This is a genomic window from Bradyrhizobium sp. GW821-FHT12B03, assembly GCF_058807535.1.
The window spans coordinates 1-21400 of record NZ_JBXAQU010000031.1; the positions used below are offsets into that span (position 1 = coordinate 1).

The window sequence follows — 21400 nt, forward strand, 5'->3', positions numbered from 1 at the left end:
CGCGGTGAATCCTACGGCCTCTTGATCGACCAGATCGGCGAAGTGCTGCGCCTGCCCGAGGCCGGCATGGAGGAAAATCCCGTCAACCTCGACCCCCGCATGGCCAAGCTCGCCGGCGGCGTCCACCGTCTCGACGGCCAGCTCATGGTCGTCCTCGACGTCGATCGCGTCCTCGAGCTGGAAACCAAAGTGCAAATGGCTGCGTGAGCCAACGAAAACATCGAAGCCGGAGAACCGAAAATGAAGACGTGTTTGGTGGTCGATGATTCCAGCGTGGTGCGCAAGATCGCGCGCCGGATCCTGGAGGGCCTCGAATTCCAGGTGACCGAGGCCGAGGACGGCTCGAAGGCGCTCGAGATCTGCCAGCGGCAACTGCCCGATGCGGTGCTGCTCGACTGGAACATGCCGGTCATGGATGGCTTCGAATTCATGGGCCACATGCGCCGCCTGCCCGGCGGCGACCAGCCCAAGGTGGTGTTCTGCACCACCGAGAACAACGTGGCGCATATCGCCCAGGCGCTCAGCGGCGGCGCCAACGAGTACATCATGAAGCCCTTCGACAAAGACATTATCGCCGACAAGTTCGCTGAAGTCGGCTTGATCCCGGTCGGACAAGCCATGGTCTGAGTGTGTCTGGCCGAAGTGCTTTGGCCAGAGTGTTCCAGTACAGCTTCGAAGAGGCCATCCGTGACCCCGACCGAGTATGAGTATCTGCGCAAGTTCCTGAAGGACAATTCAGGTCTCGACCTGTCCGCAGACAAGCAATATCTGATCGAAAGCCGCCTCCTGCCGCTCGCCCGCAAGGCCGGGCTCTCCGGTATCCCCGAGCTCGTGCAGAAGCTGCAAGGCGGCTCGCGCGCTCTGATCACCGACGTGGTCGAAGCCATGACCACCAACGAGACCTTCTTCTTCCGTGACAAGGTCCCGTTCGACCATTTCCGCGAAACCATCATGCCCGAGATCATCAAGGCGCGGGCCGGCCGCCGCAGCGTGCGGATCTGGTGCGCCGCCGGCTCGACCGGACAGGAGCCCTATTCGCTGGCGATGTGCCTGAAGGAGATGGGTGCGGCCCTCACCGGCTGGCGCGTCGAGATCATTGCGACCGACCTGTCGCAGGAGGTGCTGGAAAAGGCCAAGGCCGGCGTCTACAGCCAGTTCGAGGTGCAGCGCGGCCTGCCGATCCAGATGCTGATGAAATATTTCAAGCAGACCGGCGAGACCTGGCAGATCAATCCCGAATTGCGGGCGATGATCCAGCACCGCCAGCTCAACCTGCTGCACGATTTCGCCCAGCTCGGCACGTTCGACATCATCTTCTGCCGCAACGTGCTGATCTATTTCGACCAGGAAACCAAGATCAACATCTTCAACCGCCTGGCGCGCCAGATCGAGCCCGACGGCTTCCTGGTGCTGGGCGCGGCCGAAACCGTGGTCGGACTGACCGACACGTTCAGGCCGATTCCGGAACGGCGCGGCCTCTACAAGCCGAATGACCCGCGTGCAGCTGCGGCCAAGCCGGGCGTCGCCGGCGCCGTCCCGCCGCGCATGGCGGTGATGGCGGGACGATAGGCATGGCCGAGGATGGAAAAGGTGTGGAGCGCGTGACGTTCAGTCGCGGCTATGATGTCTGCATCATGGCCATCGACGGGACCTGGCGCCGCGACTGCAAGCTCAACGCCATTTCCGACACCGACGCCGTCCTCACGGTCGAAGGCTCGATCCAGGGACTGAACCTCAAGGAATTCTTCCTGCTGCTGTCGTCCACCGGCCTTGCCTATCGCCGCTGCGAGCTGGTGCGCGTCAACGGCGCCGAAATGGACATCCAGTTCTTGCGCGGCAAGAACAGGAAGAAGCGCGGCGCATCCGGCGGCCACGACGCGGCAGCCTGACCGGCGCGCGGCTGCCGTCGCTTTCCGCCACGTTGCTTTATATTTGCTGAAACATCCGAATGAATTTGCCGCAGCGGCTTTACGTCACCTAAGCGCGCTCCGTGTATCGATCGCCTGTCTCAATCTCAGGATACGGCAATGCCCAGAAGTTCCCTCTCCCCCGTCCCGTCAAACCTGCCCGACGTCGCCGAGCGGCGTGCGCTTCAGCTCCTGGTGGTCGATGACGACGCCACCCAGCGCAGCCTGATCACCGTCGCCGCCAAGCAGGCCGGCCACGAAGTCACCGTGGCGCCGTCGGTGGCGGAAGCGATCGAGAAGCTCCGCGCCGCGCGGTTCGACTGCGTGACGCTCGATCTCGTGCTGGAGGATGGCGACGGCATCGACGTGTTGCGCGAAATGGCAGAGGCGAAATTCGCCGGTGCCGTGATCGTCATCAGCGGCATGGACGGCAAGCGCCGCAGCGCCGCCCGCAGCTTCGCCCGCTCGGTCGGGATCGGGCTCCAGAGCCTGCCGAAGCCGCTCGATCTGGCGGCCCTGCGCATCAGCCTCGCCAACCTCGGCAAGACCGCGATGGGGCTGCCGGCAATCCATACCTGGGGTGGCGTCGCCACCGACGCGATCGTGGAGCGGCACCGCACCTGACGCGCGGAGCTGCCATGCGATCGGACGCAGCCGCCGCGGCGCCGATCGCGACCTACTCCGCCTTGCCGGAATCCGACAGATATTGCAGGGCGTGGCCAAGGCCTGCCCGGCAGGCGTTGAGGGCGGCGCTCGCCGTGGCATAACGCGGCGTGACGTCGTCGAGCACGAAAATGTCGGCGGAACCCGCCTGATTGCCGTCATCGTCCCGCGCCCGGCCTGCGTCGATCATGGCTGCGTCGATCAGGCGCATGCTGCTCTCGATCTGCGCGATCAGGCAGCGAAGGTCGGCCGCGATCAACTGACGGCTGTCGGCTTCGGGCGTCGTGACGAGAGGTGGCGTGCCGGCCAAATTTAGCATGGATATTCTCCGTCTCCCGCAATTAGGCGCCATGCCGCTACTTGTGCGTTAAGTCTATGTCCCGTACAAATACGGGTGGGCCGAATCCGCGCCGAACGCCATAACGGTTGGCGCGGACGCGAGTCCTCAATGCCGAATGGACTCTAATGCCAATTGGACATGGCACATGGCCGAACAAACCTCTCGCGGTGAAATCTTCGTAGTCGACGACGACCCTGCCGTTCGCGACACCTTGTCGATGGTGTTGAAGGCGGCAGGCTATGAGGTGATCTGTTTCGCGGACGGCGCAGCGCTGCTCTCCGTCGCGCGGAACCGCACACCGGCTGCGATCCTGCTCGACGTGAACATTCCCGGAAAGTCGGGTCTGGACATTCTGAAGGAGCTGCACGGCGAGGATTATCCGGCGCCGATCTTCATGATCTCCGGGCAGGGCGACATCGCGATGGCGGTGGGCGCCATCAAGAGCGGCGCGCTCGACTTCATCGAGAAGCCGTTCCGCGGCAGCGAGATCGTCGGCCGGCTCGACGAGGCCATCGGCGCCTATGCCCGCAGGCAGGCGGAGAACGCAGCGCCGAAATTCGGCTCGCTGCACTTCCCCGGACGCGAGCCGTTGACGCGGCGTGAGCGCGAGGTGCTGGAGCAGTTCGCCGCCGGTGCGTCCAACAAGGAAGCCGGCCGCACCCTCGGCATCAGCCCGCGCACCATCGAGGATCACCGCGCCAACATCATGAAGAAGCTCGGTGCGCGCAATGCCGCCGACCTGATCCGGATCGTGATGACCGCGGCCCAGCGCGCGTCGTAGGCGACCGGTTCTCCTCGCTCGTGCCCCGGACGCAGCGCATCATGCAATGATGCGCTGCCGAGCCGGGGTCCATCTCTCGTCAGTGACAGCAAGAAGCTCTGGGTCCCGGCTCTGCGTCGCAGCGCTGCACGCTGCGCCTTGTCCGGGACACGAGTGCGGCGCGCTATCCGCTCAGCGCCTTGCGGATGATCCGCGCCAGATCCGACTTGCGATAGGGCTTTGCGAGCAGCAGGACGCCCGAATCCAGCCGGCCGTGATGGATGATCGCGTTCTCGGTATAGCCTGACGTATAGACCACCCTGAGATCGGCGCGCGTCTTCATCAGCTCGTCGGCGAGCTGCCGTCCGTTCATCTTGCCGGGCATGATGACGTCGGTGAACAGCAGGTCGAACGGTTTTCCGGCGGCGACGATCGCGAGCGCCTCCGCGGCGTTTGCGGCCTGCAAGGTGACGTAGCCCAGCGAATGCAGCTGCGCCAGCACGTAGTCGCGCACCAGGCGGTCGTCCTCGACCACCAGGATCGTCTCGTGTCCGCCCTCGATCGTCGCGGGGCTGACGCCGTCGCCGACCGCCGTCGCCGTCTTGCCGGGCGGCAGGTACATCTTGATCGTGGTGCCGTGGCCTTGCTCGCTGTAGATCTTGATGTGGCCTGCGGACTGCTTGATGAAGCCGTAGACCATCGACAGTCCGAGTCCGGTGCCCTTGCCCGGCCCCTTCGAGGTGAAGAAGGGATCGAACACCCTGGCCAGCATGTTGGCGGGAATGCCGGTTCCGGTGTCGCTCACGGCGATCAGCACGTAATGGCCGGGGCGGACGTCGTTGACGCTGGCATAGACCTCGTCGAGATAGGCGGCGCCCGTCTCCACGATCAGCTTGCCGCCGCCCGGCATGGCGTCGCGGGCGTTGAGCGCGAGGTTGAGGATCGCCGTGGTAAGCTGGTTGGGATCGACGATCGCCACGCAGCTCTCCTCCTCGAACACGGATTCGATCTGGATCTGCTCGCCCAGCGTCGGCCGCAGCAGTTTTGCGGTGTCGACGATCAGCGAGTTGATGTCGATCTCGCGCGGCTGCAGCGGCTGCTTGCGCGCGAACGCGAGCAGGTGCTGGGTCAGCTCGGCGCCGCGTCCGGCGGCCTCGTCGATCATCTTGGTGATCGCCGCAAGCTCGGGCTCCTTGGCCACCGCGTCGCTGAGGATCTCGATCGTCCCGGTGATCACGGTGAGGATGTTGTTGAAGTCGTGCGCCACGCCGCCGGTGAGCTGGCCGACCGCCTCCATCTTCTCGGCATGGCGGATGCGCTCCTCGGACGCGATCTTGTCGGTGAGGTCGCGGTAGAAGACGTTGAACAGAATGCCCTCGCGGCGCTTCAGCGCCGTGACGCTCAGCTCGGCCTTGAAGTCCTTGCCGTCGCGGCGGCAGCAGACCAGCTCGCGGCGGCGATTGAGCGTCTGACCGTCTCCGGCCTCGAGGAAGCGCGCGAGACCTGCCTTGACCCTCTCGCGCTCGCTCTCGGCGACGATGAGGTCGATCGCATTCTTGCCCAGCGCCTCGTCACGCCGCCAGCCGAACAGCTCTTCGGCCCGCGAGCTCCAGTTCAGGATGGTGCTGCGGTCGTCGGTCTGGACGAAGGCGTCGAGCGCGGTCTCGACGATGTTGCGCGCGAGCTGCTCGCTTTCGCGCAAGGACTCCTCCGCGAGCCTTGCCTCGGTCATGTCGCGCCCGACCAGGAAGAAGCGCTTGGCCTGATCCGACCAGTTGCCGAGCCAGGACAGCCACACCTCGCGTCCGTCCTTGTGGAAGCAGCGGGTGTCGGCGAGCTTCGGGTGCCCGGCGCGCCGGAGCGCGCGCATCTCCTCGCGCGATTGCTCGAGATGGGCCGGGTGGATGAAATCGACGCCGCTGCGGCCGATCATCTCGTCCGGCCGGAAGCCGAGAATGGCCTCGCAGCTCGGGCTGATCTGTACGATATGGCCCCGCGAATCCATGATCATGATCAGGTCCTGCGAGGCGTCGAAAAGCTGCCGCCGCTCCTCGAGCTGCTGCTGCAGGGCCCGCTCGGTCCGTCGCGCCTCGGTGAGGCTGCGCCCCGAGCCCGAGGCGCCGATGATCTCGCCGGAGGGGCCCCTGATCGGCGAGAGGCTGACCGAGATTTCGACCGGCCTGCCATCCTTGTGCAGGCGCATGGTTTCGAAATGTTCGATCCGCTCGCCCCTTGCGATCCGCCGAAGATAGTCCTTGCCCTCTTCGCGGCGATCGGGCGGAAGGAGGATCGACGTCGGCCGTCCGATCGCTTCCTCGGCCGGGTAGCCGTAGAGGCGTTCGGCTGCCGCGTTCCAGCCGATGATGATGCCGTCGAGCGTTTGCAGGACGATCGAATCGTCGGAGGACTGGACCGCCGCGCTGAACAGGCTTTCGCGGACGGCGAGCTGATCGCGGGCGGTCTCGGTGCGACGCCGCTCCTCGACCTCGTGCTCCAGTGCCGACGTCTTTGCCTTCGTCTCCTCGACCATGCGGGCAAAGGCCCGCGCCAGCATGCCGGTCTCGCCGCTTGCATCGACGGGAATGTCCGCGGGCCGTCCGCTGCCGATGGCCTCCACGGCCGCGGTCAGGCGCCCGATCGGTCGCGTCAGCGAGCGCGCCAGCAGCACCGCGAGCAAGGCCGCGGCGAGGACGGAGAACAGGCCGACGAGCAGGGACGTCTTTTGAATGGCGGCCGGCACGCGGCCGAAGACGGACGGGGGAACGGTCACGATGATTGCGACCCATTCCTTGCCCGCAAGCAGCACGGACGCGATCGCCGCGCCGCTCGGCCGGCCCGATCCATCGGTCGTCAGCTGCGTGGAGACTCCCGGCGTGCCTGCCAGGGCCGAGAAAAATGGAAAATCATTGCGCCAGTCGGTGGGGTGGCCGCGCAATGAGCCGAATTCCCGCGTCTGATCGGGATGAACCAGATAGTCGCCGCGCGAATTGACGACGTAGATCTCTCCTCCCGAGCCCGCGGTCGCGCGAACGCGGTCGAGTGCCGGACGCATGTCGATATTGGCGATGATGATGCCGAATGGCTTGCCGTCCGGCGTGAACAGCGGCGTCGCGACTCGCAGAGTCGGAACGTGCAAGGCCGTGGTCCCGCCCTGGCGGGTCGCCAGATCGATGGGCGAAACATAAATCTCGCCCGGCGCCAGGCGGATCGTGTCCTGAAAGTAGGGTCGTTCGCTCTTGCGCTCCAGTTCGCTGTCGGGAACGATCCGTACCGCTCCGTTCGGGCCGGAGCGATCGACGCGGACCAGCTCGCGCTGGTCGTCGTCGAGACCGATGATTCGAAACTGCCCGTAGCTGGGTTTGGCCTCGATCTCGGCCGCGAGCCGCGCCGCGATGCGCTCGCGCCAGGTTTGCTCCGAAACGCCGTCGGATGCGTCAACTCCTCCGCCGAGATGAGCGCGGATCAGGCCATTGATGGCCGCGGCTGAGCGATAGCCGACCAAATCGCCACGAACGCCGGCAACGTAGAATTCGAGATTGGTGGCCAGCAGGCGTGACTGGGCTTCGACCCGTTCCAGGACCCGCGGAATGACGGCCTGCGTGATGTTGCGATAGCCCAGCCAACCGACCGCGGTCACGGTCACCGCCACCAGCAGGATCATCGCGATGGCCAGCCGCGTTGCGAGCGTCATGGGAATAGTCGCAAGGGTTCCCGGAGGACCGCGCCTGGTCTGGCCTGAAGCAGAGGGGGCCCCCTCGTCATCGACGGCCGGTGCTGACATCAGGACCCCCCGGCTTGCCCGCGTCGAGGCAGCCATCGACCGCGGCGAGCAGCGCATCTGCCCGGAACGGCTTCTGAAGGCTCGCCACTGCGCCGAGCTTGGTCGCCATCTTCAGGAAATCCGGTTCCGCATACGCATCCGGCGTGATCGATCGGCCGGAAATGACGATGATCGGAATCGCCGGCTGCTGTGCCCGGATGTGGCGCATCGTCTCCAGCCCGTCCATGCCGGGCATGAATATGTCGAGAAACAGGAGATCAAACTGGCTGGCCTCGAACAGCGCAAGCCCCTTGCGGCCATCGCCGGCGACGGTGACGTGATGACCGGCCCTCTCCAGAAGCAGCCGGATCGTGATCTGCACGGCCGGGTCGTCATCCACGATCAGGATGTTGGCCACGTCTGAAATCCTCCGGGTCGGCTGGGACTTTCCAGTGACCGCAAATCAAAGCAGTAAATGCGAAATTGTTGCGCGGATTCTATCTGCGCCGCAAGCGCCTCGCGCTTGGCGCGGTTGACTCCCCCTGAGCACAAGGGCCTCGCCGTTCGTACGCACGCTTGCGTGCATATGGAGCCGGGATGTTGCCCCCCGAATTCCGTAACCCGTTTTGACAACGGGAGATATTTTTCTCGCCGTAGTTGTACGGAACCCGGATTTCACCATGGGTTAAAGGCGAGTGACCACAATCCACGTCAGTTTCGGTACCCGCATTTTGCGCATTTCATTGCTCACATTCCGGCATCCGACCACGCCGCGACCGTCTGACCATCAGCACGAGACCCTTCATGTTCAAATCGATTGCGAACACGGGAATTCGGACCCGTCTGCTCGGCGGCTTTGCGCTGATCTGCATTCTGCTCGCCGCGACCGTGATCTACACCGTCGCCGCTATCTCGGACATCTCGTCGCGGATCAAGACGGTCGTGAATCTGCGAGCGCCGGTCGCGGTCGCAAGCACGGAGCTCGTCGGCAATCTCTACTCCACGCTCTCGACGCTGCGCGGCTACCTGCTGACCGGCGATGCGCAGGGCAAGCGCGACCGGGCGGCGGTCTGGGCCGATCTCGATCGCACCGCCGCCGCCGTCGACCGCATGGCGGAGGGCTTTTCCAGCCCGCAGAACAAGACCAATTGGAGTGAAGCCAGGGCGCTGATCGCGGAATTCCGCCAGGCCCAGGACAAGGCCGAGCTCGCCGCCTTCACCCCGTCGGCCTATCCGGCGAGCGATCTCCTGGCCAAGGAGGCCGCGCCGCTGATCGCGACCATGTTCGCCGAGATCACCGCGATGATCGACGAGGAGGAGGCGCTGGAGGCGACGCCGCAGCGCAAGCGCCTGCTCAAGACCTTCGCCGATGTGCGCGGCAATCTCGCCGCTTCGGGATCGCAATTGCGGCTCTACGTCGCCTCGGGCCAGGCGGCCGACCGCGACAAGTTCGAAAAGCCGCTTGCGACCTTCAGGGCCGCGCTCGCATCCGTCGGGACCCAGGCGGATCTGCTCACCGAAAGGCAGGCGACCGCTTACCGGGCCATCGCCAAGGCGAACGAGGCCTTTACGCCGCTGCCGCAGAAGATCTTCGCGATCCGCCAGACGCCGCAATGGAACGCGCCGGTCTTCATCCTGTCCACCGAGGCTGCTCCGCGCGCGGGCCGAATCCTCGATCTTCTCGACGGCAGGAAGGATTCCGAGGGCAAGCGTTCGGGCGGCCTCAAGAGTGACCAGCAGTCCAAGCTCGCCGAGGACGCCCGCAGTGTGGCCGCCGAGGTCGAGCGACTGCTCCTGCTGCAATGGATCCTGCTTGCCGCGGGGCTGGCGCTCGGGACCGCGATTGCGATCCTGGTTGCGCGCTCCATCACCCGGCCGATCGTCGAGCTGGTGGGCGATTCCGCGCGCCTGTCCGGCGGCGACACCAGTGTCGAATTCAGGACGGCCGAGCGCGGTGACGAGATCGGGATCGTCTCGCAGGCAGTGGCCAAATTCCGCGACAATGTGATCGCCCAGCAGCAGGCGGCGGCCGGGCTCGCGCGCGAGGCGGAGGCGCGCGAGGCGACCAACCGCAACATGGAGAACGCGGTCGAGGAGTTTCGCGTGACCTCGCGCGACCTGCTCGCGCTGGTCGGCGAGAATGCGGGCACCATGCGGCAGACCGCGGAGAGCCTCGGCGGCATCGCGCAGCATGCGACGAGCCAGGCCGCTTCCGCGGCGACCGCCTCCGAACAGACGGCGGTCAACGTCCAGACCGTCGCCGCGGCGGCCGAGCAGCTCACCAGCTCCATCGTCGAGATCGGCCGGCAGATCGAGCTGTCGAACAAGACCGTGCAGTCGGCAGGCGAGGTGACCGCGCGTTCGGAGTCCGAGATCGAGGGCCTTGCCCACGCCGCCCAGAGCATCAGCTCGGTGGTCGACCTGATCCAGGCGATTGCGGCCCAGACCAACCTCCTGGCGCTCAACGCCACCATCGAGGCCGCGCGCGCCGGCGAGGCCGGCCGCGGCTTCGCGGTGGTGGCCTCCGAGGTCAAGGCGCTGGCCGACCAGACCCGCAATGCGACGCAGGACATCGCCCAGCACATTGCCGCGATCCAGAACTCGACCGGCAGCGCGGTCGCCTCCGTCAAGGAGGTCGCAACCGCCATGCGCCGGATCGACGAGGTGACCGCCGCGATTGCCAGCGCCGTGGAGCAGCAGGGCGCGGCGACGCGGGAGATCTCGCAGAATGTCCAGATGGCGGCGTCCGGGACGCAGACGCTCGCTGTCAGCATCGGGACCGTTTCCGGCGCCATCGCGGAAACCAACCGCTCGGCCGACGACGTGATGGGGGCCGCGAACCACGTTTCGGGCGCGGCCGAACGGCTCGCCGCCGAGGTCCAGGCCTTCTTCGTCAAGCTGCGCAACGGCCCGATGGACCGCCGCAGGAGGGACAATTCCGAATATCGCGGGCTGGAGCGGCGCAACCGCCGCAACGCCGCGTGATCCTTTAATCCGTCAGATACTCCGGATGGTGGCTCCGGATCTTGTCGAGCTCGCTGAGCGTGCCCGACAGATGCTTGCGCAGATGCTGTTGCGCGGCACCGGCGTCCCCGGCCTCGATCGCGCGCGTGATCAGCCTGTGGTGGCGCACGATGTTCTGGGCCTTGCCGGGCGAGGGCAAATGCAGCCGGCGCAGCCGGTCGATATGCCCGCTGCGGCTGCGCACCAGCGCCCACAAATCCTGCTTGCCGGCGGCGGCGTAGAGCTGGGCGTGGAAGTCGTTGTCGGCGGCCATGAAGGCCTCGAACTCACCGGCTTTCGCAAACTGCTGCTGGAGCGTGATCGCGTGGTCGAGGCGGATGATCAGGGCTTGGTCATGCTGTTCCGCGAGCAGCCGCACGATCTCCAGCTCCAGCGCCTGGCGCAGGAAATGCGCCTGCTGGGCGCGGCCGATGTCGATCCGGCTGACCACGGTCGCGTGCTGCGGAAAGACGTCGACCAGGCCCTCTTCCTCCAGCCGCATCAGGGCATCGCGTACCGGCGTCGAGCTGACGCCGAACTGGCCGGCAAGCTCGGCGCGTGACAGCGGCGCGCCCGGCGGCAATTCCAGGGCGATGATCGCATTGCGCAGCCGCTCGAACACCTGCGGCGCGGCCTGTCGGGCGCGATCGAGCCTTGTGGCGGGTCGTGGCGCGGAGTGGGCTGCTTCCATGTCGGGTCCCGCTTGCCTTTGGTGCACTAATATATTAGTGCATCAGCAGGGTCAACGCAGCGCGACGCTTACCCGGAGGAAACACACAACAATGATCAAGCATCTTCGTAGCAAGCTTGCGGCTGCCGCCCTGTTCGCCGCAGCCGCCCTGTCGGCATCCGCGGCGCACGCCCAGCAGAAATCCGAGATCTCGCTGTCGCGCCAGCCCGGCATTTTCTACATGCCGAGCCACATCATGGAGAAGCAGAAGCTGATCGAGAAGCACGCGGCCGCTCTCGGCGTATCAGGCGTCACCACCAAATGGGTCACCTTCTCCGGCGGCGGCGCGCAGACCGACGCGCTGCTCGCGGGCGGCGTCGACATTCTCAACACCGGCACCGGCAACCTTCTCTTGCTGTGGGATCGCACCCGTGGCGGCGTGAAGGGCATCGTCGCGACCTCGGCGCAGCCAATGACGCTGATCAGCCGCGACGCCAACATCAAGTCGATCAGGGATTTCGGCCCGAACGACAAGATCGCGGTGCCGACGGTGAAGGTCTCGACCCAGGCGATCGTGCTTCAGATCGCGGCCGCCGAGGCCTTCGGCGCCGATCAATGGTCGAAGCTGGATGTCAACACCGTGCAACTCGGTCATCCCGACGCCTATGCGGCGCTCGCCAATCCCAAGCACGAGGTGCACACCCACTTCTCGATCCCGCCGTTCACCTTCCTGGAGCTGAAGAACGTGCCGGGCGCGCATGTCGTGCTGTCGTCGCCCGACGTGATGGGCGGCCCGCTCAGCCAGGCGCAATTCTTCACCACGACCAAATTCGCCGACGCCAATCCCAAAATCATCCAGGCGGTGCGTGACGCGACCAAGGAAGCGCAGGACCTGATCCGCAGCGACACCAAACAGGCGGTCGAGATCTACAAGGAGATCACCGGCGACAAGACCTCGGTGGAGGAACTGCTCGATCTCCTCAAGGAGCCCGGCATGATGGAGTGGAATCTCGAGCCGCAGGGCACGATGAAGTTCGCGGCGCATCTGTTCAAGACCGGCACGCTGAAGAACCAGCCGAAAGCCTGGACGGATTACTATCTCCCCGTCGCCCACGATCTGAAGGGCAATTGATGGCGCTGCTCGATGTCAGCTCCGTGACGCTGCGCTACAAGACCTCCAGCGCCGTCGTCACCGCCACCGAGAGGGTGAGCTTCACCGTCGACAGGTCCGACCGCTTCGTGCTGCTCGGGCCGTCCGGCTGCGGCAAGTCCACCCTGCTCAAGGCCGTCGGCGGTTACATGAGCCCGAGCGAAGGCCGCATGAGCATCAACGGTCGCGAAATCCACGGCCCGGGCGCCGACCGCATGATGATCTTCCAGGAATTCGACCAGCTGCTGCCGTGGAAGTCCGTGCTCGCCAACGTGATGTTTCCGCTGCTCACCGCGCGAAAGCTGCCCCGCAAGCAGGCTGAAGAGCGGGCGCGGGCCTATATCGAGAAGGTCGGCCTGACCCGGGTCGTCGACGCCTATCCGCACACGCTCTCCGGCGGCATGAAGCAGCGCGTCGCGATCGCGCGCGGCATGGCGATGGAGCCGGACATCCTGCTGATGGATGAGCCGTTCGCGGCGCTCGACGCGCTGACGCGCCGGACCTGCCAGGACGAACTGCTCCAGCTCTGGAGCGAGACTAGGTTCACCGTGCTGTTCGTGACCCATTCGATCGCGGAGGCGATCCGCATCGGCAACCGCATCCTGCTGCTGTCGCCGCATCCCGGCCGGGTCAAGGCCGAGGTGGTCGATGTCGACAAGGTCTCGAACGAGGACGGCAGCGCCGGCCGGCTGGAGAAGGAGATCCACGATCTCCTGTTTGCGGCCGAAGCCACGTCGCATTGAGGGAGCCTCGACATGGGCGAAGCGAGAATTCTGCTGCGTGACGCGCCGGTCGCCGGCTCCACCGGCGCAGGCGAGGTCGAGCGCAAGTTGAGCGTACCTGAAATGTTGTGGAACGACGGCTTCGTCCGCAAGACCGTCATCATCCTGTTCCTGGCGGCGGTCTGGGAGGCTTACGGTGTTGCCCTCGACAATCCCCTGCTGTTCCCGACGCTGCACGACACCGTCCTGACGATGGTCGATCGCGTGAAGGACGGCACCATCCCGCTGCGCGCCTGGGCCTCGCTGAAGGTGTTGTTCATGGGCTATTCGGCGGGAATCGCGCTCGCCGCGATCTTCACGATCCTCGCCATCTCCACCCGCATCGGCACCGATTTCCTCGAGACGGTCACGGCGATGTTCAATCCGCTGCCGGCGATCGCGCTGTTGCCGCTGGCGCTGATCTGGTTTGGCCTCGGCAATGGCAGCCTCGTGTTCGTGCTGATCCATTCGGTGTTGTGGCCGGTAGCGCTCAACACCCATTCCGGCTTCAAGAGCGTCTCCAACACGCTGCGCATGGTCGGCCGCAATTACGGCCTGCGCGGGCTGCCTTATGTCGCGAAGATCCTGATCCCGGCCGCCTTCGGCTCGATCCTCACCGGCCTGAAGATCGGCTGGGCCTTTGCATGGCGCACCCTGATCGCGGCCGAGCTGGTGTTCGGCGTGTCCTCAGGGCAGGGCGGCCTTGGCTGGTTCATCTTCGAGAACCGCAACCTTCTCGACATACCCGCCGTCTTCGCAGGCCTCTTGACGGTGATTATCATCGGGCTTTTTGTCGAGAACCTGATCTTCCGCGCCATCGAGCGGAACACGGTCCAGAAATGGGGCACCCAATCATGACCAAGAAGAAAACACCCGACCAGCTCCGCAGCGCGCGCTGGTTCGCGCCCGACGATCTTCGCTCGTTCGGCCACCGCTCCCGCACCATGCAGATGGGCTACGCGCCGGAGGAGTGGAAGGACCGCCCGATCATCGCGATCCTCAACACCTGGTCGGACGCGCAGCCCTGCCACATGCACTTCAAGTCGCGCGTCGACGACGTCAAGCGCGGCATCCTGATGGCCGGCGGCCTGCCGCTGGAATTGCCGGCACTGTCGCTGTCGGAATCGCTGCTGAAGCCGACCACGATGCTCTACCGCAATCTGCTGGCGATGGACGCCGAGGAGCTCTTGCGCAGCCATCCCGTCGACGGCGTGGTGCTGATGGGCGGCTGCGACAAGACCACGCCGGCGCTGCTGCTGGGTGCGACCTCGATGAACATCCCGGCGATCTATCTGCCGGCCGGCCCGATGCTGCGCGGCAATTGGAAGGGCAAGACGCTGGGCTCGGGCTCGGACGGCTGGAAATACTGGGACGAGCGGCGCGCCGGGAAAATTTCCGAGAAGGACTGGCTCGACATCGAAGCCGGCATCGCCCGCAGCTACGGCACCTGCATGACCATGGGCACGGCCTCGACCATGACCGCGATCGCCGAGGCGATCGGCATGACGCTGCCGGGCGCCTCCTCGATTCCGGCGGCCGATGCCAACCACATCCGCATGGCCAGCGAATGTGGCCGCCGCATCGTCGAGATGGTGTGGGAGGATCTGACGCCGAAGGCGATCCAGACCCGCAAAGCGTTCGAGAACGCGATCGCGGTTGCGATGGCGATGGGCTGCTCGACCAATGCGATCATCCATCTGATCGCGCAGGCGCGTCGCGCCGGCCAGGACATCGGGCTCGACGATTTCGAGATCGCCAGCCGCAAGGTGCCCGTGATCGCCAACGTCCGGCCGAGTGGCGATGCCTATCTGATGGAGGACTTCTTCTATGCCGGCGGCCTGCCGGCGCTGATGGGCGAGATCAAGCAGCATCTGCATCTCGATTGCGTTACGGTCACGGGCAAGACCGTGGGTGAGAACATCGAGGGCGTCGAGGTTCACAATGACGACGTGATCCGTTCGGTCGACAATCCCATCTACAAGGAGGGCGCGCTTGCCGTGCTCAAGGGCAATCTCGCGCCCGACGGCTGTGTCATCAAGCCGAGCGCCTGCGCCCCGCGCTTCCTCAAGCACACCGGACCTGCGCTGGTGTTCGACGATTATCCTTCGATGAAGAAGGCGGTCGACGATCCCGATCTCGACGTTACGGAGGACCACATCCTGATCCTGCGCAATGCCGGGCCACAGGGCGGGCCGGGCATGCCGGAATGGGGCATGCTGCCGATCCCGACCAAGCTCGTGAAGCAGGGCGTGCGCGACATGGTGCGCATCTCGGACGCGCGCATGAGCGGCACCAGCTACGGCGCCTGCATCCTGCACGTTTCGCCCGAATCCTACATCGGCGGCCCGCTCGCCCTGGTGCAGAATGGCGATCGCATCACGCTCGACGTCGCCGCCCGCACCATCAATCTCGACGTTCCGGAAGCCGAGCTCGACAAGCGCCGCGCCGCCTGGAAACAACCCGAGCGCCGCTTCGAGCGCGGCTATGGCTGGATGTTCACCAAGCACATCAAGCAGGCCAATGACGGCTGCGACTTCGATTTCCTCGAGACCGATTTCGGCGCGCCGATCGGCGAGCCGTCGATCTACTAAAGGACGCACATGTCAAAACTCAGCGAAGCCACCCGCAACAAGCTCAAATCCGTCTCCACCGCCACGGTCGCCACCGCTTTGTTCAAGCGCGGCCTGCGCATCCAGATGATCCAGGACGTGCATCCGCTCGGCGCCGACAAGCCGACCATGGTCGGCGAGGCCTTCACGCTGCGCTACATGCCGGCGCGCGAGGATCTCAACACCATCGACGTGTTCAAGGACCGCTCGCATCCGCAGCGCAAGGCGGTCGAGGATTGCCCGGCAGGCAGCGTGCTGGTGATGGACAGCCGCAAGGACGCGCGCGCAGCATCGGCCGGTGCAATCCTGGTGACGCGATTGATGAAGCGTGGTGTTGCCGGCGTCGTCACCGATGGCGGCTTTCGCGACTCCGCGGAGATCGCCAAGCTCGGCATCCCCGCCTACCATCACCGCCCCTCGGCGCCGACCAACCTCACGCTGCACCAGGCGATCGAGATCAACGTCCCGATCGGCTGCGGCGATGCGCCGGTGTTTCCCGGCGACGTCGTCCTCGGCGATGCCGACGGCGTCATCGTGATCCCCGCGCATCTCGCCGACGAGATTGCCAACGAAACCTTCGAGATGACCGCGTTCGAGGACTTCGTCACCGAGGAAGTCGGCAAGGGCCGCGGCATCTTCGGCCTCTATCCTGCCACCGATCCGCAGACGCTCACCGATTTCGCGGGATGGCGGAAGAAGAACGGAAGATAGCGCAGCAACGCGCTCCCGTAGCCCGGATGGAGCGAAGCGTAATCCGGGACGGTCTTCGCCTGCACGAACCCCGGATTTCGCTTCGCTCCATCCGGGCTACAAGGTCAGGCCTCCGCCATTCCCGCCGCCCACAGCGCGAACGCATAGACGATCGCGACTTCATCCAGCCGATCGAAGCGCCCGGAGGCGCCGCCATGGCCGGCGCCCATGTTGGTACGCAGCAAGACCGGACCGCCGCCGCTCATGGTGGCGCGCAGGCGCGCGATCCATTTGGCGGGCTCCCAGTAAGTGACCCGCGGATCGGTCAGCCCGCCCATTGCCAGGATTGCGGGATAGTCCTTCGCCGCGACATTGTCGTAGGGCGAGTAGGACAGGATGGTGCGGAAATCCTTCTCGCTCTCGATCGGATTGCCCCATTCCGGCCATTCCGGCGGCGTCAGCGGCAGCGTGTCGTCGAGCATGGTGTTGAGCACGTCGACGAACGGCACTTCGGCGACGATGCCGGCGAACAATTCGCCGGCGCGGTTCGCCACCGCGCCCATCAGCATGCCGCCGGCCGAGCCGCCATGGCCGACGATGCGCTTTGCGCTGGTGTATCTTGCCGCGATCAGCGCGCGGGCGCTGGCGGCGAAATCGTCGAACGAGTTCGTCTTCTTCTCGCGCTTGCCGTCGAGATACCAGCCCCAGCCCTTGTCGGCGCCGCCGCGGATATGGGCGATGGCGTAGACGAAGCCGCGATCGACCAGCGACAGGCGGTTGGCGTTGAACGAGGCCGGCATCGCCATGCCGTAGGAGCCGTAGCCGTAGAGCAGCAGCGGCGCCGAGCCGTCGAGCTTGAGCCCGCGCCGATACAGGATCGAGACCGGCACCTCGGCGCCGTCATGGGACTTGGCCATGATGCGCGTGGTGACGTAGTCGGCCGCATTGTGGCCGGACGGGATCTCCTGCCGCTTGCGCAGGGTCCGCGTCCGCTTCGCCATGTCGTAGTCGTAGACTTCCGACGGCGTCGTCATCGACGAATAGGCCAAGCGCAAATTCGTCGTCTCGAACTCGTAGGAGCCCATCGTATCGAGCGAATAGGCCGCCTCGTCGAAGGCGATGGCGTGCTCGTCCTTCGTTGCGAGATCGCGGATCACGATCGACGGCAGCGCGTTGGCGCGCTCCAGCCGCACCAGATGGCCGGCATAGAGATCGAGGTCGATGATGTAGATGCCCGGCCGGTACGGAATCAAATCGCGCCAGTTCTTGCGCTCGGGCGAGAGAAGCGGCGCGGTGACGATCTTGAAGTCGATGGCGTCGTCGGCATTGGTGAGGATGAAGAGCTCGTCGCCGCGGTCGGCCAGCGAATATTGCACGCCTTCCTCGCGCGCCGCGACCAGGCGTGGCGGTGCCTCAGGGTTGGCGAGATCGATCAGCCGCTGCTCGGAGGTTTCGTGATCGCCGCCTGCGATCACGCAGAAGCGGCCGCTGGTGCTCTCGTGCAGATGGGTGAACCAGCCGGAATCCTGCTCCTCATAGACCAGCGTGTCGTCGGCCTGTTTCGTCCCGAGCCGGTGCCGCCACACCTGCATCGGCCGGTGATTGTCGTCGAGCTTCACATAGAAGAAGGAGTTTGCATCCGCAGCCCAGACCACGCCGCCGTCGGTCTCCTCGACGAGGTCGTCGAGATCCTGCCCCGTCGCCCAGTCGCGGACGCGGATCGAGAAATATTCGGAGCCCTTGGTGTCGGCGCTCCAGGCTTGCAGCTTGTGATCGTTCGAGTGCCGGCTGCCGCCGAACTTGAAGTATTTGTGGTCCTTGGCGAGCGCGTCGCCGTCGAGCACGATCTGGCCCTCGCCGCCATCGCGCGGCATGCGGCCGAACAGCTCGTGCTGCCCGCCCTCGCGAAACCTGCGGAAGTATGCGAACGGCCCGTCCGGCGACGGCACGCTGGAATCGTCCTCCTTGATCCGCCCGCGCATCTCGCGCACCAGCGTCTTCTGGAGCGCCGCGGTGTGGCCGAGCAGGCTCTCGGTGTAGCCGTTCTCCTCATCGAGATATTTGCGGATGTCGGGATCGAGCACCCCGGGGTCGCGCAGCACCTCCTGCCATTTCTCGTCCTTCAGCCAGGCATAATCGTCGGTGACGGTGATGCCGTGATGCGTGAAGGAATGCGGCCGGCGCGGGGCGACGGGGGGCTGGGAAGGTGTCTTGGCTTGTGTCACTCGGTCCTCGTTCGTCAGCGCATCGTCTTGTCTTAACCTCGCCCCGCTTGCGGGGAGAGGTCGCCGCGAAGCGGCTGGTGACGGGGTACAGGTCCCTCGACCATCTCGCGTGTGGAGAGAGGCCCTCACCCCAGCCCTCTCACCGTAAGAACGGGGAGGGGGAGAGCCGCCGCCTTGTCCGCCGCGTTGCCTCTTATATCGTCCCGATTCCTCGAATTGCCAGCGGGACTGCGCCAAGTCGCCGGGTTGTTGCTCGGCCGCTTGTGTGCTTTAGGCTCCGTACCCCGCCGCCGGTCCAGCCTGATGCTGTTCAATTCCTACCCGTTCATCCTGCTGTTCCTGCCGGTCGTGCTGGCCGGCTATTTCTGGCTGGGGCGGCGCAGCAATCTGGCCCCGGTGGTCTGGCTGGCGCTGGCCTCGCTCGCCTTCTACGCGATCGGCAGCTGGCAGTTCGTGGCCTTGCTGCTGGTCTCGATCGCGTTCAATTACGGCATCGGTCATCTCCTGATCGTGGCGAAGCTCGCTCCAATGCAACGAAAAGCGGCGCTCGCTCTCGGCGTCGCCGGCGATCTCCTGGTGCTCGGCATCTTCAAATATGCGGGCTTCGTTACCGAGAACATCAACGCGCTGGCCGGCACGCATGTCGCGGTCCACATCCTGCTGCCGGTCGGCATCTCCTTCTACACCTTCACCCAGATCGCGTTCCTGGTCGATGCCTGGCGCGGCCGGGTCGCGGCCTACGCGCTGCCGCATTACGCGTTGTTCGTGACGTATTTTCCGCATCTGATCGCGGGGCCGATCCTCCATCACAAGGACATGATCCCGCAATTCGAGCGGAAGGAGTCCAAGCATCCGCAGGCGCATCTGATCCTGTGCGGCGTGATCATCTTTGCGATCGGCCTGTTCAAGAAAACCTGCCTTGCCGACGGCATCCAGCCGCTGGTCGCGCTCGCCTTCGACGCGCGCGCGCCGAGCTTCGACCAGGCCTGGCTCGGCGCACTCGCCTACACGTTCCAGCTCTATTTCGACTTCTCCGGCTATTCCGACATGGCGATCGGCATATCGCTGATGTTCGGCATCTTTCTGCCCGTCAACTTCAACTCGCCCTACAAGGCCACCAGCATCGTCGAGTTCTGGCGCCGCTGGCACATGACGCTGTCGCAATTCCTGCGCGACTATCTCTACATTCCGCTCGGCGGCAATCGTCACGGCCGCGCGCTGCGCTACGTCAATCTGATGATCACGATGCTGCTCGGCGGGCTCTGGCACGGCGCGGCCTGGACGTTCGTGGTGTGGGGCGCGCTGCACGGCGCCTATCTCTGCGTCAATCATGCATTCAATACGCTGGTGCCGAACATTCCGTCGACGCTTGCGCGCCCGGTCCGCATCCTCGGCGCCGTGCTGACTTTCCTCGCCGTCGTCGTGGCCTGGGTGTTCTTCCGTGCCGAGCGGGTCGATTGGGCCTTGCTGATCGTCCGCGCCATGGCGGATCCAGCGACCATCGTCTTCGGCCGCGAGGAGATCGCGGCGCTGGTACAGGTCACGATCTATGCGGCGCTGGTGTGGCTGGCGCCGAACACGCAAGCGATCATGGGCTACGATCACGGCAATCGCAGGGTCGGCGAGAGCCTGCGGGCGGGGCGCATGCGGCCGCTGTTTCTCTACGGTGCATCGCTGGTGCTCGCGTTCGGCTTTCTGGGTATCCAGAGCCACAGCGAATTCATCTATTTCCGGTTCTGATGCAGGGAACGTTCACCAGTCTGAAGCATCTTCTGCTCGCGAGCGTCGCGTGCGTGCTGGGCGCAGCGGCGCTCACCTTCGCCGTCGATCCGCTGCAGCTGTTCCGCCCCTCGCGCCTCGTCGCGGCGTTCTATTCCGACGACACGCGCATGCAGAATGCCGGGCTGATCCGCAGCCAGTCGTTCGACACCGCCTTCATCGGTTCATCGCTCGCGATCCATTTCCGTCAGAGCGACATCGATCGCGCGCTCGGGGTCCATTCGCTCAAGCTGGCGATGACCGGGTCCAATTCGCGCCAGCAGGGGTTTGTGCTGGAGCAGGCGATCGGGCGCGGCGCCCGGCGCGTGATCTGGGAGATGGACGACTGGCTTTTCGTCGATGCGCCCGGCATCGACGCCGATCCCTATTTTTCGGCGGATCTCTATCGAAGGACCGCAAAGGGCGCCGCGACCTATCTGTTCAGCGCGGCGATGGCGAAGGAATCCCTGTTCGCGCTGCTGCGGTCGATCCCGCCGCTGCGGGAGCCGCTGACCCGCGCGGCACCTTTTCTTCCCGTCAAATTCGCCCTGTCCGACGTCGACGACATCTACGCGCTGCCACGGGATTTCGACCTTGCGCGCGTCTACAACGCGGAGCGGACCCGCGCGGCCTTCGCCTACATCACCGACCCCGTGCGCAGCGGCTTCCTCGGCGAGGGTTACGGCTACGACGCCATGATCAGGCATTTCGAGCGCGACGCCGTCGGCCTGATCGCGCGCCATCCGGACGTGACCTTCGACATCTACTTCCCGCCCTATTCGATCCTGCAATTCGTCGCGATGCGCGATGCCTCGCCGGCAACGCTGAAGATCGTCACCGATCTCACGGCGGTCGTCGCCGAGCGCCTGACGCAGCTTCCCAACGTGCGCCTGCACGATTTTCGCGCGGTCAGGGACGTGACCCACGACCTCGGCAATTACAGCGACGTCATCCACCATTCGCCGGTGGTGGATGCGATGGTGCTGAAATGGCTGGCGAGCGGAGAGTATCGCGTCGATCGCAGTAAGCCGACCGCATCACTGGATGAGTTGAAAGCTCAAGTAGAGGCCTATCGCGTCGCGCGCTGATCTTCCCCTCTCCCCC

The 21400-nt window shown here is 65.3% G+C and carries 19 protein-coding genes; 14 read left to right on the forward strand and 5 right to left on the reverse strand.

Annotated features, from left to right (window positions below):
• The 5 genes from AC1RUR_RS36340 to AC1RUR_RS36360 form a co-directional block, all read left to right on the forward strand.
• A partial coding sequence (locus tag AC1RUR_RS36340; RefSeq protein WP_492852945.1) for a chemotaxis protein CheW occupies positions 1–207 on the forward strand: 207 nt, incomplete at its 5' end.
• 33 nt (positions 208–240) lie between these two features.
• Entirely contained in the window at positions 241–627 is a 387-nt protein-coding gene (locus AC1RUR_RS36345) for a response regulator (protein ID WP_028143851.1), read from the forward strand.
• 60 nt (positions 628–687) lie between these two features.
• Entirely contained in the window at positions 688–1569 is an 882-nt protein-coding gene (locus AC1RUR_RS36350) for a CheR family methyltransferase (RefSeq protein ID WP_492852946.1), read from the forward strand.
• 2 nt (positions 1570–1571) lie between these two features.
• Positions 1572–1889, forward strand: coding sequence for a PilZ domain-containing protein (locus tag AC1RUR_RS36355; protein WP_492852947.1), 318 nt, complete (start codon positions 1572–1574; stop codon positions 1887–1889).
• 138 nt (positions 1890–2027) lie between these two features.
• Positions 2028–2531 (forward strand): response regulator, encoded by a 504-nt coding sequence (locus tag AC1RUR_RS36360; RefSeq protein WP_492852948.1) that lies wholly within the window; start codon positions 2028–2030, stop codon positions 2529–2531.
• A gap of 52 nt (positions 2532–2583) precedes the next feature.
• On the opposite strand, the gene AC1RUR_RS36365 is transcribed toward AC1RUR_RS36360, so the two are convergent.
• Positions 2584–2889 carry a hypothetical protein gene (locus tag AC1RUR_RS36365; protein WP_492852949.1) on the reverse strand — a complete coding sequence of 102 codons (306 nt, stop codon included), beginning with the start codon at positions 2887–2889 and terminating at the stop codon, positions 2584–2586.
• A gap of 166 nt (positions 2890–3055) precedes the next feature.
• Here AC1RUR_RS36365 and AC1RUR_RS36370 point away from each other — a divergent pair, with 166 nt between their 5' ends.
• Positions 3056–3691: a response regulator transcription factor gene (locus tag AC1RUR_RS36370; protein WP_092192010.1), complete on the forward strand. Its 636-nt coding sequence runs from the start codon at positions 3056–3058 to the stop codon at positions 3689–3691.
• Positions 3692–3854: 163 nt separating this feature from the next.
• On the opposite strand, the gene AC1RUR_RS36375 is transcribed toward AC1RUR_RS36370, so the two are convergent.
• Both AC1RUR_RS36375 and AC1RUR_RS36380 read right to left on the reverse strand, forming a co-directional pair.
• Complete coding sequence (locus AC1RUR_RS36375; RefSeq protein WP_492852950.1) at positions 3855–7451, reverse strand: PAS domain S-box protein; 3597 nt, start codon at positions 7449–7451, stop codon at positions 3855–3857.
• The gene (locus AC1RUR_RS36380; RefSeq protein WP_492852951.1) at positions 7429–7848 is read right to left on the reverse strand and encodes a response regulator; all 420 of its coding nucleotides are present in this window, start codon (positions 7846–7848) and stop codon (positions 7429–7431) included. The genes AC1RUR_RS36375 and AC1RUR_RS36380 overlap by 23 nt, the downstream gene beginning before the upstream one ends.
• Positions 7849–8234: 386 nt before the next feature.
• Here AC1RUR_RS36380 and AC1RUR_RS36385 point away from each other — a divergent pair, with 386 nt between their 5' ends.
• Complete coding sequence (locus tag AC1RUR_RS36385) at positions 8235–10415, forward strand: HAMP domain-containing methyl-accepting chemotaxis protein (RefSeq protein ID WP_492852952.1); 2181 nt, start codon at positions 8235–8237, stop codon at positions 10413–10415.
• A 4-nt stretch (positions 10416–10419) separates the two neighbouring features.
• On the opposite strand, the gene AC1RUR_RS36390 is transcribed toward AC1RUR_RS36385, so the two are convergent.
• The gene (locus AC1RUR_RS36390) at positions 10420–11124 is read right to left on the reverse strand and encodes a GntR family transcriptional regulator (protein ID WP_492852953.1); all 705 of its coding nucleotides are present in this window, start codon (positions 11122–11124) and stop codon (positions 10420–10422) included.
• Positions 11125–11215: 91 nt separating this feature from the next.
• Between AC1RUR_RS36390 and AC1RUR_RS36395 the strand changes: the two genes are divergently transcribed.
• From AC1RUR_RS36395 to AC1RUR_RS36415, 5 genes are read left to right on the forward strand one after another with little or no spacing between them, the layout of a single operon-like run.
• Entirely contained in the window at positions 11216–12235 is a 1020-nt protein-coding gene (locus AC1RUR_RS36395; protein ID WP_492852954.1) for an ABC transporter substrate-binding protein, read from the forward strand.
• Positions 12235–12996 (forward strand): ABC transporter ATP-binding protein, encoded by a 762-nt coding sequence (locus AC1RUR_RS36400; protein ID WP_492852955.1) that lies wholly within the window; start codon positions 12235–12237, stop codon positions 12994–12996. Before AC1RUR_RS36395 ends, AC1RUR_RS36400 begins: the two co-directional genes overlap by 1 nt.
• Positions 12997–13008: 12 nt before the next feature.
• The gene (locus tag AC1RUR_RS36405; RefSeq protein ID WP_492852956.1) at positions 13009–13872 is read left to right on the forward strand and encodes an ABC transporter permease; all 864 of its coding nucleotides are present in this window, start codon (positions 13009–13011) and stop codon (positions 13870–13872) included.
• A complete protein-coding gene (araD, locus tag AC1RUR_RS36410; protein WP_492852957.1) occupies positions 13869–15605 on the forward strand; it encodes an L-arabinonate dehydratase in 1737 nt (578 codons plus the stop codon). The genes AC1RUR_RS36405 and araD overlap by 4 nt, the downstream gene beginning before the upstream one ends.
• Before the next feature lie 9 nt (positions 15606–15614).
• Complete coding sequence (locus tag AC1RUR_RS36415; RefSeq protein ID WP_492852958.1) at positions 15615–16334, forward strand: ribonuclease activity regulator RraA; 720 nt, start codon at positions 15615–15617, stop codon at positions 16332–16334.
• Between the two features lie 104 nt (positions 16335–16438).
• Here AC1RUR_RS36415 and AC1RUR_RS36420 read toward each other — a convergent pair whose 3' ends face one another.
• Positions 16439–18538, reverse strand: coding sequence for a S9 family peptidase (locus AC1RUR_RS36420; RefSeq protein ID WP_492852959.1), 2100 nt, complete (start codon positions 18536–18538; stop codon positions 16439–16441).
• 303 nt (positions 18539–18841) lie between these two features.
• Here AC1RUR_RS36420 and AC1RUR_RS36425 point away from each other — a divergent pair, with 303 nt between their 5' ends.
• Together AC1RUR_RS36425 and AC1RUR_RS36430 are read left to right on the forward strand one after the other, a co-directional pair.
• Entirely contained in the window at positions 18842–20278 is a 1437-nt protein-coding gene (locus AC1RUR_RS36425) for an MBOAT family O-acyltransferase (protein ID WP_492852960.1), read from the forward strand.
• Positions 20278–21384, forward strand: a complete 1107-nt coding sequence (locus AC1RUR_RS36430) for a hypothetical protein (protein ID WP_492852961.1) — start codon at positions 20278–20280, stop codon at positions 21382–21384. Before AC1RUR_RS36425 ends, AC1RUR_RS36430 begins: the two co-directional genes overlap by 1 nt.
• The last annotated feature ends 16 nt before the right edge of the window (positions 21385–21400 follow it).